The following is a 12,994-nucleotide window of genomic DNA, read 5'->3' as shown; positions in this document are numbered from 1 at the left end:
GGATTTAGAGTTGCACGCTTACGCCGAACTCGAAACCCTAAATTTCTACCAGCCTGCGTCCCGCTTCCAACAAGGTTTCGTCTTTCTTTGCAAAACACAACCGAATCAATTTATCGTCGTGAGAATCCGAATACAAATGCGAAACGGGAATCGCGGTCACGCCATGATCTTTTATGAGGCGCACGCAGAAATCAAAATCGCTTTCGCGTGAAACGTCCGAGAAATCGAAGAGTTGAAAATACGCGCCGTCGCACTTCAATGGTTTCAATTTGGTTCCTGCCGAAGCTTCGAGCAGCAAATCGCGTTTTCTCTCAAAAAAACCGACGGGATCAGGCTGGGCGAAGTTTTCCATATATAATCCGATGGCTTTCTGCAACGGATGCGAAGCGCAATACGTCGCGGTCTGATGGACTTTCCGAAGCTCTTTCGTCAGCATTTCAGGAGCGACACAATACCCGACTTTCCAACCCGTGACGTGAAATGTCTTGCCGAATGAGAAACACGAGAAAGTTCGTTTTCGCAATTCAGGATATTGCAACGGGCTTATGGGTTTTCGGCCGTCAAAAACCATGTGGCCGTAGACTTCGTCGCTCATGATCAGGATGTCGGTTCCTTCGACGATGCTGCAAAGTGCTTTCATATCCGAATCGTCCAGGACAGTTCCCGTCGGATTGTTCGGCGTGCAGATACAGATCATGCGCGTCTTGTGCGATACAAGTTTTTTGAATTCGGCCCAATCGACCTTGAATTCAGGAGCGCGCATTTTATATACGACAGTCTTCGCTCCCGCCAAATCGATTGCAGGTCGGTAACAATCGTAGCACGGTTCGATGATGATAACTTCATCGGCTGGCCAGACGGTTGCCATGATGGCCGAGAAAATCATTTCGGTCGCTCCGGTTCCGATGGTAATTTCCGATTCGAAATCGACACCGACGCCGTAGTCTGAAGAAATCTTGCGTGCGATCTGCTGGCGAAGTAACGGTAATCCGGGCATGGGCGCGTATTGGTTCGCACCTTCTTTTATGCAGATGTCGACAAGATTCAACAACCTCGGGTCGGGATCGAAATCGGGAAAACCTTGAGAAAGATTTACGGCACCGAATTCGTTTGACAGCGCGGACATATGTGAGAAAATGTGACGCTGTATGTAGGGAAGTTTGGACTTGAGTTGCATGTGAAACGTTTGCCACGAATTTCACAATTTTTCTTTAATGTTTTAGAAGAAATGTTGGCGGCGGATTATTTTCATTGTGAGCCACGGATACACGGATTTGCACGGATTTTTTAAATGGTTTTAGTCGAAGGAAAATGATAGCGAGAATGAGTTGGATTTTTTGATGGTTTTTGAGGAAGGAAATGATAGAGGCTAAGGAATTGGATATTTAACCACGGATATACGAATTTCACGATTTTTATTTAATATTTTAGAAAGAAATGTTGGCGGCGGTTAAATTCGATTTTAGCCACGGATTTATGGATTTGCAGGGATTGTTTCAGGAGTTTTAATTCAAATAAATAGCGACAAATGAATTTGACTTAGCCACGAATGCACGAATCTTTAGGGTTTTTAGCCGAAGGAAATTTCAGTAAAGAATACACGGATTTGGGGAAACTTTCAATGGCTTTTCAGTAAAAATTAGTCAGGGCGATTTTATTTTTAGCCACAGATTCACAGATTTCATAATAGATTTTAAAATCTGTGAATCTGTGGCTAATGTTACTTTACAATCCGAATTGTCGTCGTCTTTCCTGTTGGACACGAGAATCTTCAAGACGTTCGATTTTCTAAAATTCGGAAAATATATAGCCGAGTAAATTCGTGTATTCGTGGCAAAAAAATAAAAAAGCCACAGAAATACTCCGTAGCAAATCAATAGATTTCAAAATCTGTGAATCTGTGGCTATTGTTTAATACTCGCATTACCAAAAGAAAATATTTATAAACTTTGTAATCCGAGTAAATTCGTGTATTCGTGGCAAAAAAATAAAAAACCACAGAAATACTCCGTGGCTAAACCAATACATTTCAACATCTGTGAATCTGTGGCTAATGTTACTTTATTCCGAATTGTCGTCATCTTTCCTGTTGGACATGAGAATCTTCAAGACGTTCGATTTTCTAAAATTCGGAAAAATAGATAATCCCTAAATTTGTGTATTCGTGGCAAAAGTTGCAAAAGCCACAGAAAAATTATGTGGATAAACCGTGATGACATTAATTAAAAATTAACTAACTCGTGCAAAGTCTCCTCAAACTTGCTTGGGCAAATGCTGATCCTCAAGCGCTTTTGTAATTCGATTTTAGCCACCAATATATGGATTTGCGTGGATTTTTTCAGGAGTTTTATTTTAATAAATAGCGACAAATGAATTTGATTTAGCCACGAATGCACGAATCTTTAGGGGTTTTAGCCGAAGGAAATTTCAGTCAAGGATACACGGATTGGGCGAACTTTTAATCATTTTGCAGTTTAAATTAGCTGTTGCGATTTTTATTTTTAGCCACAGATTCACAGATTTCATAATAGATTTCAAAATCTGTAAACGTGTGGCTAATGTTTAAAACTCGCATTACCAAAAGAGAATATTTTATAAGCTTTGTAATTCGTGCATTCGTGGCAAAAAAATAAAAAAGCCACAGAAATACTCCGTGGCAAACCAATAGATTTCAAAATCTGTGAATCTGTGGCTAATGTTACTTTACAATCCGAATTGTCGTCGTCTTTCCTGTTGGACATGAGAATCTTCAAGACGTTCGATTTTCCAAAATTCGGAAAATATATAACCGAGTAAATTCGTGTATTCGTGGCAAAAAAAATAAAAAAGCCACAGAAATACTCGGTAGCTAAACCAATAGATTTCAAAATCTGTGAATCTGTGGCTAATGTTTAATATTTTACCTTACCAACAGAGAATATTTTATAAACTTTATAATCCGTGTAGATCCGTGTATCCGTGGCAAAAAATCAAAAAGCCACAGAAAAAATCCCTGGCTAAACCTATAATGACCTTAACTAAAAATCAACCAACTCACGCAAAGCTTTCTCAAACCTACTCTTCGGCAAATATTGATCCTCAAGCGCCTTCGTAAACGGAATCGGCGTATCCAAACTCGCCACGCGTTTCACCGGCCCGTCGAGCCATTGGAAACATTCCTCGGTAATCATCGCCGACAAATCGCTCGCGATCCCGCCAAACAAACTGTCTTCCTGAAGAATGATCACTTTGCTCGTCTTTTTGAGCGACGCGTAAACCGTTTCCTTATCCAAAGGTTGCAACGTTCTCAAATCGATAAGATCGGCTGAAATGTCCGGATTCTTGTCGAGCGTGTCCAAAGCCCAGTGAACCGCGGCTCCGAACGCCAATATCGTCACGTCTTTCCCTTCGCGCAAAACGGCCGCTTTTCCCAAAGGCAATGTGTAATATCCCGTCGGAACATCTTGATAGATGCTTCTGTATAGTTGTTTGTGTTCGAAAAACATCACCGGATTCGGGTCGTTGATCGACGCGTTCAAAAGTCCTTTCGCGTCGTATGGAAACGCAGGATATACGACTTTCAATCCCGGGGTTTTCGTAAACCAGGCTTCGTTGGTCTGTGAATGGAACGGCCCGGCTTGAGTTCCGCCGCCGCACGGCATTCGCACCACGACGTCGGCTTTTTCGTTCCATCGGTAATGCACTTTTGCGAGGTAATTCACGATCGGATTGAAACCCGTCGACACGAAATCGGCGAACTGCATTTCCACGATCGCTTTGTATCCATTGATCGAAAGCCCCATTCCGGCCGAAACCACGGCGCTTTCGCAAATCGGCGTATTGATGATCCTGTCTTTCCCGAAAAGATCCACGAAACCATCGGTAATCTTGAACGCGCCTCCGTATTCGGCGATGTCCTGACCCATGATGACCAAGTTGTCGTGACGTTCGAACGATTGCTTCAAGCCCTGCGAAATCGCATCGACGAAACGGATATTTTCCACTTCACCATTCGGTTTAAAGTCTTCGAAATCATACGGTTTGTAAACGTCGTCCAGTTCCTGCTCGAGGCTCGCGACGATTTCGGCTTCGGTGTTCGCCAACAGCAAATTGTCGTCGATTTCCTTGCGGATTTCCTCTCGCCATTTTTCGTCCTTATCGGCGCGCAGGATATTCTGTTTCATGAGGTAGCGTCTGAAATTGTCGACCGGATCTTTTTCGGCCCACAAATCCATCATTTCCTGGGGAACGTATTTGGTTCCGCTGGCTTCCTCATGGCCGCGCATACGGAATGTCTTGAATTCGAGCAGGACCGGACGCGGGTTGACGCGCATCGATTCGACGATTTCCGACAATTCGTTATAGATTTCAAGGATGTTGTTCCCGTCGAGAATGTGCGCCTCCATTCCATATCCGATTCCTTTGTCGGCAAGATTTTCACAGCGGTATTGCTCGTTGGTCGGCGTCGATAATCCGTAGCCATTGTTTTCGATGATGAACAGAACAGGCAAATCCCAAACCGACGCGATGTTGAGCGCTTCGTGGAAATCACCTTCCGACGTCGCGCCTTCACCCGTGAAAACCGCCGTTACTTTCCTGTTCTTCTTTAGTTTATTTGCGAGTGCGATTCCGTCGGCGACGCCCAATTGCGGGCCCAAATGCGAGATCATCCCGATTATTTTGTGTTCCTGCGTCCCGAAGTGGAACGACCTGTCACGACCTTTCGTAAAGCCGCTCGCCTTCCCTTGCCATTGCGAGAAAAGTCTATACAACGGAATGTCACGACCCGTGAAAACACCAAGATTTCGGTGCATCGGAAGTATGTATTCATCTTTCTCAAGCACAGCCGTCACGCCGCACGCTATCGCTTCCTGCCCGATTCCCGAGAACCATTTCGATACTTTCCCCTGACGGATCAGGATAAGCATCTTTTCTTCGATGAGGCGTGGTTTGAGCAGGCGTTTGTATAGGTCAAGCAATTGGTCGTCTGACAGGTTCCGGCGTTCGAAATTCATTAGGACTGGGCTGGTTTTAATTGAAAACATGCCCAAAAGTATAAAAAATTGTTTAGAGTTTCGGGTTAAAGGTTTCGTGTTTAGGGTTTAGGGTTTCAAGCCACGCCAGAGCAACTCCAAATGCGAAATCCTAAACACTAAACAATATTTCTATACATTTGTATAATCAGGCCTACAAGGGTTTTGAGATATAAATATAATTGTAAACCTATGCAGAACATTCCAAGTGTGGATTTACGTGATTTCCTTTCGGGCGACCCGGAACGTAAACAAAAGTTTGTAAATGAAATCGGAAAAGCCTACGAAGACATCGGATTCGTAGCATTAAAAGGTCATTTTCTGGATGACAAACTCGTCGATGAATTGTATGGAGAAGTACGCAACTTCTTCAACCTTCCCGTCGAGACGAAAAAAAAGTATGAAATCCCGGGAATCGGCGGGCAACGCGGTTATGTTTCGTTCGGGAAAGAACATGCGAAGGGCCGTTCGGCGGGCGACTTGAAGGAGTTTTGGCATTTCGGGCAGTACGTCGAGAACAATCCGGCGCTTGAGGCCGAATATCCGGACAATGTCTCAGTCGACGAACTTCCGAAGTTCAACGAGGTCGGCAAGGAAGCCTACAAAATGCTTGAAAAAACGGGCATTTACGTACTTCGCGCATTGGCTTTATATTTAGGATTGGACGAATTTTATTTCGACAATTACATCAAGAACGGAAACAGTATTTTGCGTCCGATCCATTATCCGCCGATCACCGACGAACCTGCTGACGGGGCCGTACGAGCCGCAGCACACGGCGATATCAACCTGATCACGCTTTTGATGGGCGCGCAAGGAAAAGGATTGCAAGTGCAAAACCACGACGGGGAATGGATCGATGCGATCGCCGAGCCGGACGAATTGGTCATAAACGTGGGCGATATGTTGTCGCGCCACACGAACAATAAATTGAAGTCGACGATTCACCAGGTCGTGAATCCGCCGAGGGAATTATGGGGAACATCGCGTTTCTCGATCCCGTTTTTCATGCATCCGATAAGCGAGATGAAACTGGACGTGTTGCCCAATACGATTGATGAGAACCATCCGAAGCAATTTGACGACATTACTGCGGGAGATTTCTTGTACGAGCGTTTGGTTGAATTGGGGTTGATTAAAAAATAAATTCATATTTTTATAATTGAAAAGCATTAGGTTTTCCTGATGCTTTTCGTTTTTTTTTATGAACGCGGATTTTGCGGATTTACGCAGATGGTCGCGGATTTATATACGCCACGAAAAAATTGTATTAATGATAGCAGATAAATTATTATTAAAGGATACTACGGATGTAATCCTCAAATGTTTCTACGATGTTTACAACGAATTAGGATATGGTTTTTTGGAAAAAATCTATGAAAATGCTATCTGTTATGAGCTTCGTAAACTCGGCTTCACTGTTGATGTTCAGAAAAGAATCGATGTATTCTATAAAGAAATTTCCGTTGGTCATTATTTTGCGGACCTATTAGTAAACGAAAAAATAATTCTCGAAATAAAGGCCTGCGAAAATTTGATTCCTGAACATCAATATCAGCTGATAAACTATCTTAAAGCTACTGATTGTGAAGTTGGTTTATTGCTTAATTTTGGCAGAAAGCCGCAATTCACCAGAAAAGTATTTGAAAATTACAGAAAATAATCCGCGACTATCTGCGTAAATCCGCAACAATCAGCGTTCCCAAATGGCAAAAAAACTAACATCCCTAAACGACCTCGGCGGTTTCGTATTCTCCACGAACGAAGACTTCGAATTCGATAACGACGAAACGTCGGGCGAAACGATCGATCCCAATAAACAACGCCTCGAAGCCCATCTCGACAAGAAAAACCGAGGCGGAAAAGTCGCCACGATCATCAAAGGTTTCGAAGGAAGCGAAGACGATTTGAAATCGCTCGGCAAAATGCTAAAAACAAAATGCGGCGTCGGCGGCGCTGTCAAGGATGGCGAAATCATCATCCAGGGAAATTTCCGGGACAAGATCATGGAGATTTTAAAAACCGAAGGTTATAACGTGAAACGCGTCGGCGGATAAGGTTAAACGCAAACGTAAACAAAGCCACGAACGATTAGTTTGTGGCTTTTTTGCATTATACATGAATCGTAAGTCGTTCATTAAGAGAAATTTGCTATGTTTGTTCGCCCCATCTTTCCGGCGTTAAAAACAAACATTTATTTAGTTTCGATTGTTAGTGACTGTCGTTGACTTCGGATAATCCAAATTCACCGCATGCGACCGAACCGCAAAAACGCAATCCCATGAAAAAAACTGCTACTTTTTTTATTTCTATTTGAGCCGATTTTTTGTCGGCCAAAATGTGTCCGAGGCGACACTTAATAAAATCATGGCGATCAAAGACCTCAAAAGACGATTGAAAAATTAGAACCGCAACAATCATGAAGAACATCGTGTATTTACTGTGTACGTTTTTGCTGAGTGCGATGGCTTTTGCCCAACTGTCGGATGGCGCGATGGCAAAATATACCAAAGTGCAGAGCCCGAAAGAAAAAAGCATGGTAATCTATGCAGAGTTCGTTTCGGCAAGTTCGGCTGACAGTTTGACGATCGTCAAGGCGATCCGGCTTGGAGAATGGTTCAAACGCGAGGATGACATTGAAGGCAGCGATTATATCGATCTGTATCTGGCGAACGTTTTCGGTTTCAAAGGCGATTACAATTCCGCGTTGAATCTGGCCTTGCCAATCCTGGAACGTTTCCGCCGGCGCAAGGACGATTATGGCATAATGCTTTCGAATCACGCGATCGCATTGTCTTACGCCCAATCGAAAAACTGGGCGCTTTCTTTTGATTATGCTAAAAAAGCGATCGCCTTGGCCGAGAGGATATCGCCCAAACAATTCCTGTCTACGGCCTACAATGACCTTGCCGTTGACTATTCCATAGCGAAGATGCCCGATTCGGGACTCGTATACGCCCAAAAAGCCATCAACATCGACATGTCGAATAAGGACAACCGAAGGCTTTGCGCATCGTTGAGTACGATGGGGGAAAATTACATGGCGGCCGGCGAATACGAAATCGCGTTGCCTTTCCTGAGAAAATCGATGGGTTTTTTCAAGACATTCGGAAATCGCGCCGACAAATATTCGCTCGTCTATGCGCTTAATGATTTCGGGCAGGCGTTCCTTGCGCTCAAGCAACACGACAGCGCGCGTTTTTACACTCGGAAATCAATAGCGATTTCAGAGAACTCAGGGTTTAACGACCAACTTCTGCGGTCTTACGAATACATGTATGCGAGTTTCGAGCAGACGAATTCACAAGACAGCGTCAATGCCTATTTCAGGAAAGCCATGGCGGCCAAGGACGAACTGTTCAGTCTCGAGAAAATGCAAAATCTCGAAACGATGAAATTCCGGGAACAAATCAGGCAGCAGGAACTCGAGGTTAAAATTGTAGAAGCTGAAAACCAAAGACATCAAAACATTCAGTTTATTTTGATCGGTACGTTCATCATTTCTTTTTTTATCGTGTTCCTGATGTTGAGCCGAACGGTCATCGTCAACGAAAAATGGATTTCTTTTCTCGCGATCCTCGCGTTATTGTTGGTTTTCGAATTCGTTAATCTATTGATCCATCCATTCCTGGAAAAAATCACGCACCACTCGCCTGTCTTGATGCTGTTGGGATTGGTGATCCTGGCATCGATGCTGATTCCGATGCATCACAGACTCGAGCATTTCATCAGCCACAAACTGACGGGGAAGAACAAAGCAATCCGTCTCGCCGCCGCCAAAAAAACAATTGCGCAATTCGAGAACGAAACCCGTGCGGAATAACCGGCCAAATCCCTAAATTTACGCTTCAATAATTTTCCAGTGATCCAACCATCTGAACTCATATTAAATCCCGACGGCAGCGTCTATCACCTGAACCTGCGTCCGGAACACATCGCGAACGACATCATTTTCGTGGGCGACCAAAATCGCGTAGAGAAAATCACGCAATTCTTCGATACCATAGAATTTTCGGCCCAAAAGCGCGAATTCAAGACGCAAACGGGAATGTACAAAGGCAAGCGCATGACGGTTTTGTCAACGGGAATCGGCCCTGACAACATCGATATCGTGATCAATGAACTCGACGCGCTCGTCAACATCGACCTCGAAACGCGTGAGTTGAAGGAAGAATTGACGAGTTTGAACATCATTCGTATCGGAACTTCAGGATCGTTGCAAGAGCAGATTCCGGTCGACAGTTTCGTGATGAGCACGTTCGGGCTTGGACTGGACAACATGCTTCGCTCCTACCGGATCGACGACGTTTCGAACGCGGCGATTGAGGACGCATTCATAAAACACACGAATTGGGATGCCAAAAAGGGCCGACCGTACGCGATCGCATGTTCTGAAAAACTCCAACAATTGATGGACGGCGAACGCATGTTCAAAGGAATCACCGCGACAGCCGGAGGTTTTTACGGGCCGCAAGGACGCGTTTTGCGACTCGACATACAGGATTCGGAATTGAATTCAAAGATGGACGATTTCGAATTCGAAGGCAACAATATCACGAACCTCGAAATGGAAACCGCCGCGATCTACGGGCTGAGCGCATTGCTCGGCCACAACGCCCTGTCGTTGAACGCGATCATTGCGAACCGTGCGAGCGGAACGTTCAGCGACGATCCGTACAAGGCTGTCGACGAATTGATTGCGTACGCGCTCAACAAAATCGCAGCTTCGACATAATGGAAAAAGTAGTTTCAAGAATCGAGGAGCTGCTCAAGAAAGGCACGCAGGTTTTCATGAATTTATCCGACGAGCAACTCGAGGTAAAGCCGAGTCCTGAAAAATGGTCGAAAAAGGAAATCCTCGGGCATTTGGTCGATTCGGCCATCCATAATCTCGTTCGGTTCACTGAGGCGCAATATTCGGCCCAACCTTACAAACACCGGACGTACGACCAAAACGAATTGGTTCTCATAAACGATTACCAACACAAGGAAAGCGAGGATTTATTGGTGTTGTGGCTCGCGATCAACCGACAAATCGTCTCGATCATCTCGAGTGCAAGCGAACGAATCCTGCGAATCCCGATCCAATTCACCGACGGAACGACTGCCGATATGCGTTTTCTAATGACCGATTACGCCGACCATCTCGAACATCACCTGCGTCAATTGGACCGAAATCATATGACGCGTTAATATTTGGTGAAAACCGACCGCTGATTTTACCGAAAAACGTACTTTCAACAACGGGTTCGCGTTAGGGATTGAGGCATTTGTCTAAGCTCGTTTATGTAGCTCGCGGAATAAACAGCGAGTGCCGAAAGCCCGGCGCCGCTTGATTGCGAATGGAACAAAGGTCGCGAATCGGCGCAACGCCCAAATCTAAATCTAAAATCTACCCATGAAAATATCCGGAGTTCCCGAACATTTCAACCTTCCCTGGCGCGTCGCGATCGAGGCCGGCGATTTCGAAAAACTCGGCATCGATGCCCAATGGATCGACGTTCCAGAAGGCACGGGCAAACTTTGCCAGATGTTGCGTTCGGGCGAAACCGACATCGCCGTGATCCTGACCGAAGGAATCATCAAGGACATCAATGCGGGAAATCCGTCGCGCATCGTTCAGGTTTACGTGCAATCGCCTTTGATTTGGGGAATTCACGTTTCGGCAAATTCAGGGTATCAAAATTTGTCGGATATTGAAGGAACGGTCGCCGCGATCAGCCGCAAAGGTTCGGGGTCGGAATTGATGACGTATGTGAACGCCCAAAACCAAGGCTGGAACAAGGACGAGCTAAAATTCGAGATTGTAAACACCATTGACGGCGCCGTCGAAGCGCTTACGAATGGTTCGGCCGATTACTTCATGTGGGAACGATTCATGACAAAACCGCTCGTCGACAAAGGTATTTTCAGGCGCATCGCCGATTGCCCGACGCCTTGGCCGTGCTTCGTGATCGCGGTAAGAAGTGATATTTTGGAAACCCAGTCGGAAACCATCGAGGCCATTTTGTCGGTGATCAACAAATGGACGCAACAGTTCAAGAAACTTCCTGAAATCGATATGGATTTCGCGAACCGTTACCATCTGAAGATCGATGACGTGCGCGATTGGCTCGAACTTACCGAATGGTCGCAGCGCAATCTCAACGAGCCAATGTTAAACAATATTCAAAATCAACTCTTTGATTTAGGCATTATAACGAAAAAAGGTACTTTTGCCGATATAGTCCACGGTTAGCGCGGCTTTTGTCCCATGATAAAATTGAGTGAGATTCCTTTCCGCAAAATTCGTGACAGGCTTCGGGTTAAGAAACCGTGGGACAGTGTCATCATTTTCGTGCTCAATTTGCTCATCGCGATCCCGATCTTCATCATTCTGCACCAAAATCTGATCGATCCGCAGTGGCCGTTCCAGATTGACCGTATCCTGCTATTCATAGGAATTATCGTTTTGATCCAGCTCATCCTGCGTTTGCTCCGAACGATCATCATCGTGTGCATGGCGCTTTACGTGATCGTGCTGATTTGGGGAAGTTTGTTCGGTGATTATGGATTCAACAGCGTCTACGAAGATTATCGCTACATGATTTATGCGATGAACGACAGCCCGAATCCTCAGGACCTGATCATTTCGAAGTTGCTCCCGTTCCCGAATAAGTCGCGCATCTTGAAAGCCGTCCAGTACGATAATCCCAAAGTCCGGAATTTCTCGGTCATGGCGACGACCGAATATTTCAAGGACGTCAAAGGTTATGGTGATTACCGCACGATCATCCAATGTTTCGCGGTGTTCAAGGAAATCAACAGCCGATGGAATTACGTGAGCGATCCCAAAGGCCGCGAATATATCGCATCGGCTTCAGAATCGATCCGATATTTGTCAGGCGATTGCGACGACCATTCGATCTTGATGTCGGCTTGCGTGAAATCGATCGGCGGCACTCCGAGGCTGATCCATACGGGCGGACACATTTATCCGGAAATTCTCATCGGTACCAAAGCCGACCTCGAAAAAATCAATTACCTGATCAAAAAAGTGTTGTTCGTCAAGGAAAGCAAGGGCAAGACGATCCATTATCACATAGACGAACGCGGACAAGTCTGGCTCAACCTCGATTATACGGCGACATATCCGGGCGGGCCGTTTATGCATGAGGAGATCTTGGGAGCTTTGACGTTGAATTAGTTTATTCGTTGATGCGTTGATTTGTTTATTTGAGTCATTGCCTAGCGTTGAAGTATCTGCGTTGAATCGACAATTGAATATTGAGAATTGTGTAAGTGATTTTGAATCTGTTTTTTTTTAATTTAGTATGGGCGTTATTTTTGTTCCAATGCCATCAAATCAACGCATCAACTTAAACCCTATCTTAGCCAAAAATTACCAATGAAAAAACTCCTCATAACCTGCCTGCTTTCCACGGCATTCGGGTTCGCCCAGGACAAAGAACCCGAGACGAAGCCTGAAAATCCGATGCTTGCCAAGAAAAACGAAGTCCGCGTCGATCTGCTCTCGCCTTTCGCTTTCGGTAAAGGCGTCGTTTCCTACGAACGCTTTTTGGGCGAAGATTGGTCCGTCGGGCTTAGCGGATCGTTCGCGTTCGGCAAAAAACTCGAAGAAGATTTTGACGAAGGTTACAGCAGCACGCTTTCAGACGTTGAAATCATACCGTATGTGCGTTACCGTTTATCGAAAAGTCCCGCGAATTTTTATTTTATCGAGGCGTTCGCGTCGGCTAACAGCGGGAAATTCCGTGAAATATTGCGCGAGGACAATGGAACGTCAGGTTATTATTCGATCGCCGAAGACGACTATTTCGATGTTGCGCTGGGCGGAAGCGTCGGCTATAAAATGTATTTCAAGGAACGCGTCGCGCTTGAATTCCTCGTCGGCGCGGGATATAACTTGTTCAACACCGATAAAAGTCCTGATGTGATCACGAGAGTCGGCATCAACCTGGGTTATCGCTTCTAAAAAAACG

The 12,994-nt window shown here is 45.2% G+C and carries 11 protein-coding genes; 9 read left to right on the top strand and 2 right to left on the bottom strand.

Translation table 11 applies throughout. The features are described 5' to 3' along the window. Nucleotides 1-37: 37 nt before the first annotated feature. Nucleotides 38-1,177: a methionine aminotransferase gene (locus EOO50_RS06140; RefSeq protein WP_290838657.1), complete on the bottom strand. Its 1,140-nt coding sequence runs from the start codon at nucleotides 1,175-1,177 to the stop codon at nucleotides 38-40. 1,840 nt (nucleotides 1,178-3,017) lie between these two features. Further along, the gene (locus tag EOO50_RS06135; RefSeq protein ID WP_290838656.1) at nucleotides 3,018-4,994 is read right to left on the bottom strand and encodes a dehydrogenase E1 component subunit alpha/beta; all 1,977 of its coding nucleotides are present in this window, start codon (nucleotides 4,992-4,994) and stop codon (nucleotides 3,018-3,020) included. Between the two features lie 210 nt (nucleotides 4,995-5,204). On the opposite strand from EOO50_RS06135, the gene EOO50_RS06130 reads away from it, so the two are divergent. The 9 genes from EOO50_RS06130 (at nucleotide 5,205) to EOO50_RS06090 (ending at nucleotide 12,987) form a co-directional block, all read left to right on the top strand. Next, nucleotides 5,205-6,158 (top strand): 2-oxoglutarate and iron-dependent oxygenase domain-containing protein, encoded by a 954-nt coding sequence (locus EOO50_RS06130; protein ID WP_290838654.1) that lies wholly within the window; start codon nucleotides 5,205-5,207, stop codon nucleotides 6,156-6,158. A gap of 127 nt (nucleotides 6,159-6,285) precedes the next feature. Next, nucleotides 6,286-6,675 carry a GxxExxY protein gene (locus tag EOO50_RS06125; protein ID WP_290838653.1) on the top strand — a complete coding sequence of 130 codons (390 nt, stop codon included), beginning with the start codon at nucleotides 6,286-6,288 and terminating at the stop codon, nucleotides 6,673-6,675. A gap of 43 nt (nucleotides 6,676-6,718) precedes the next feature. Further along, nucleotides 6,719-7,069, top strand: a complete 351-nt coding sequence (locus EOO50_RS06120; RefSeq protein WP_290838652.1) for a translation initiation factor — start codon at nucleotides 6,719-6,721, stop codon at nucleotides 7,067-7,069. 362 nt (nucleotides 7,070-7,431) lie between these two features. Then, a complete protein-coding gene (locus EOO50_RS06115; RefSeq protein ID WP_290838651.1) occupies nucleotides 7,432-8,835 on the top strand; it encodes a tetratricopeptide repeat protein in 1,404 nt (467 codons plus the stop codon). A 39-nt stretch (nucleotides 8,836-8,874) separates the two neighbouring features. Next, nucleotides 8,875-9,747 (top strand): nucleoside phosphorylase, encoded by an 873-nt coding sequence (locus tag EOO50_RS06110; RefSeq protein WP_290838649.1) that lies wholly within the window; start codon nucleotides 8,875-8,877, stop codon nucleotides 9,745-9,747. After that, complete coding sequence (locus EOO50_RS06105; protein ID WP_290838648.1) at nucleotides 9,747-10,205, top strand: DinB family protein; 459 nt, start codon at nucleotides 9,747-9,749, stop codon at nucleotides 10,203-10,205. Before EOO50_RS06110 ends, EOO50_RS06105 begins: the two co-directional genes overlap by 1 nt. Nucleotides 10,206-10,410: 205 nt before the next feature. Continuing rightward, entirely contained in the window at nucleotides 10,411-11,250 is an 840-nt protein-coding gene (locus tag EOO50_RS06100) for a substrate-binding domain-containing protein (RefSeq protein WP_290838647.1), read from the top strand. A gap of 15 nt (nucleotides 11,251-11,265) precedes the next feature. Then, on the top strand, nucleotides 11,266-12,198 hold the full coding sequence (locus EOO50_RS06095; RefSeq protein ID WP_290838646.1) for a transglutaminase: 933 nt from the start codon (nucleotides 11,266-11,268) through the stop codon (nucleotides 12,196-12,198). A gap of 201 nt (nucleotides 12,199-12,399) precedes the next feature. Beyond that, nucleotides 12,400-12,987 (top strand): DUF3575 domain-containing protein, encoded by a 588-nt coding sequence (locus tag EOO50_RS06090; RefSeq protein ID WP_290838644.1) that lies wholly within the window; start codon nucleotides 12,400-12,402, stop codon nucleotides 12,985-12,987. The last annotated feature ends 7 nt before the right edge of the window (nucleotides 12,988-12,994 follow it).

It is taken from the genome of Flavobacterium sp., assembly GCF_004211145.1.
Lineage (GTDB): Bacteria > Bacteroidota > Bacteroidia > Flavobacteriales > Flavobacteriaceae > Flavobacterium.
The sequence above is the reverse complement of the archived record's forward strand: the minus strand, read 5'-3'. Positions and strand labels throughout refer to the sequence as shown.

Excerpts from the sequence above, each read along its gene's own strand:
- EOO50_RS06140 (WP_290838657.1), bottom strand. The coding sequence starts at position 1,177 with ATGCAACTCAAGTCCAAACTTCCCTACATACAGCGTCACATTTTCTCA.
- EOO50_RS06135 (WP_290838656.1), bottom strand. The coding sequence starts at position 4,994 with ATGAATTTCGAACGCCGGAACCTGTCAGACGACCAATTGCTTGACCTA.
- EOO50_RS06130 (WP_290838654.1), top strand. The coding sequence starts at position 5,205 with ATGCAGAACATTCCAAGTGTGGATTTACGTGATTTCCTTTCGGGCGAC.
- EOO50_RS06125 (WP_290838653.1), top strand. The coding sequence starts at position 6,286 with ATGATAGCAGATAAATTATTATTAAAGGATACTACGGATGTAATCCTC.
- EOO50_RS06120 (WP_290838652.1), top strand. The coding sequence starts at position 6,719 with ATGGCAAAAAAACTAACATCCCTAAACGACCTCGGCGGTTTCGTATTC.
- EOO50_RS06115 (WP_290838651.1), top strand. The coding sequence starts at position 7,432 with ATGAAGAACATCGTGTATTTACTGTGTACGTTTTTGCTGAGTGCGATG.
- EOO50_RS06105 (WP_290838648.1), top strand. The coding sequence starts at position 9,747 with ATGGAAAAAGTAGTTTCAAGAATCGAGGAGCTGCTCAAGAAAGGCACG.
- EOO50_RS06100 (WP_290838647.1), top strand. The coding sequence starts at position 10,411 with ATGAAAATATCCGGAGTTCCCGAACATTTCAACCTTCCCTGGCGCGTC.
- EOO50_RS06095 (WP_290838646.1), top strand. The coding sequence starts at position 11,266 with ATGATAAAATTGAGTGAGATTCCTTTCCGCAAAATTCGTGACAGGCTT.
- EOO50_RS06090 (WP_290838644.1), top strand. The coding sequence starts at position 12,400 with ATGAAAAAACTCCTCATAACCTGCCTGCTTTCCACGGCATTCGGGTTC.